The organism is Rahnella sp. NRRL B-41462 (assembly GCF_003263525.1).
Classification (GTDB): domain Bacteria; phylum Pseudomonadota; class Gammaproteobacteria; order Enterobacterales; family Enterobacteriaceae; genus Rahnella; species Rahnella aceris.
This window is the reverse complement of record NZ_JYDF01000194.1, coordinates 1-1,574: the sequence shown is the minus strand read 5'-3', so window position 1 is coordinate 1,574 and position 1,574 is coordinate 1. Positions and strand designations below refer to the sequence as shown.

Sequence of the window (1,574 nt, the reverse complement as noted above, 5' to 3'; positions counted from 1 at the left end):
TGTGCCTCACGCGAGTCTGGATACCATTCTGGTCGCGCGGCGGAAATGGTGGGTAACGACAGCCATATCGCCGAACGACGGGAACGGCTGCGTGGCGATTTACGTCAGGGCATTAATCAGCAACTCGCCGCCCTGAGAGCTGCAGGCAGCAACTCCGGTATCGAAGTCCGTCGCGTTGACGTGCAGTCTTCTCTGCCACCGTCGGCGGTTGAGGCGTTTAATGCCGTACTGACGGCCAGTCAGCAGGCGGATCAGAACATCGCCAGCGCGAGTAATGAGGCTGCCAGTGCGCATCAGGAGGCGGTTCAGGCGGCAGATCGCACCTTACAGGTCTCCCATGCCAAAGCCAGCGAACAGATAGCCCAGGCTTCCACGGAGACTGCAACCGTGGTGCAACTGGCGAATGATCATTCACCTGAATTACTGTGGCGTCTGTGGCGTGAACGGATGCCGGCAATCCTTGCCCATGCGGGCGGCGTCACTGCCGTTGATCCCCATGACGATGCACATCTGATCCTGCCGGGGCCAGACCGTCCATCCTCTCAACCCTGAGGTATTGCCCTGTGACTTCTTTTACTTCTGAAGAACCGGCAGCGAAAAGCGTGCTGTTAACGCGCCATGAACAGCGAAGCATGGCTGTACAGCTGCTTCTGGCGATGGCGGCGTTTGGTCTGCTGCTGTGCGGCTGGATCTGGCAATGGTTGTTTCCACAGCAAAGTGATGTCGGGCAAATTCTGTTTGGTGTGGCGTCATTGCTGGTGGCAGTTCCTGTGCTGCGCTCGGCAATTTATAGTTTGCGCAGCCCGAGCCTGCACGGCGTCACCGATCAGTTGATTGCGCTGGCGATGCTTGGCGCGTGGGCCACGGGAGACCTGATGACCGCCGCGTTGCTGCCGGGCATTATGATTTTTGGTCATATTCTGGAAGAGCGCAGCGTTATCGGTTCGCAGGAAGCCATCGATGCGCTCAGCCATCTGACCCGCAGCCGCGCCCGGCGAATTTTGCCCGATGGTGAGATTGAGGAAATCGATAACCACCGGTTGCGAACCGGTGACCGGATTGAAGTGCGCGCCGGTGACCGGTTGCCCGCCGATGGCCGTGTGTTATCAGGTCGTGCCAGTCTCGATACTGCACCGATCACCGGCGAATCGGTGCCACAGGAAGCCTGCGCGGGTGACGATGTGTTCGGCGGTGCCATCAACCTCGACGGATTGCTTTGCGTTGAAGTCACGCGCACCGGTGCGGATGCTACGCTCGGAAAAGTGATTGCGTTGATGCAAAAAGCGGAGCATGCCAAACCGCCGATCACCCGTTTGCTTGAGCGTTATGCCGGGCAATATCTGGTGCTGATTTTGCTGATTGCGGCGGCGACCTGGTTTATCACCCGTGATGCTCACGCCATGCTGGCGGTACTGGTAGCGGCCTGTCCGTGTGCGCTGGTGCTTTCCGCACCGGCCACGGCAATCGCCGGTATTGCCGTGGCCGCGCGTCACGGCATTCTGATCCGCAGCTCCGCTTTTCTTGAGGAACTGGCAGATCTGAACGCTATTGTGGTGGATAAAACCGGCACGCTG

Annotated in this window: 1 protein-coding gene and 1 pseudogene; both read left to right on the top strand. The window is 59.1% G+C overall.

Features of this window, described 5'->3' with window-relative positions; all coding sequences use genetic code 11:
- Positions 1-552: pseudogene (locus UC14_RS26555) on the top strand (protease modulator HflK); the annotation flags it as partial.
- An 11-nt stretch (positions 553-563) separates the two neighbouring features.
- Positions 564-1,574, top strand: a 1,011-nt coding sequence (locus UC14_RS26550) for a cation-translocating P-type ATPase (RefSeq protein WP_157962173.1), incomplete at its 3' end; no start/stop codon positions are given.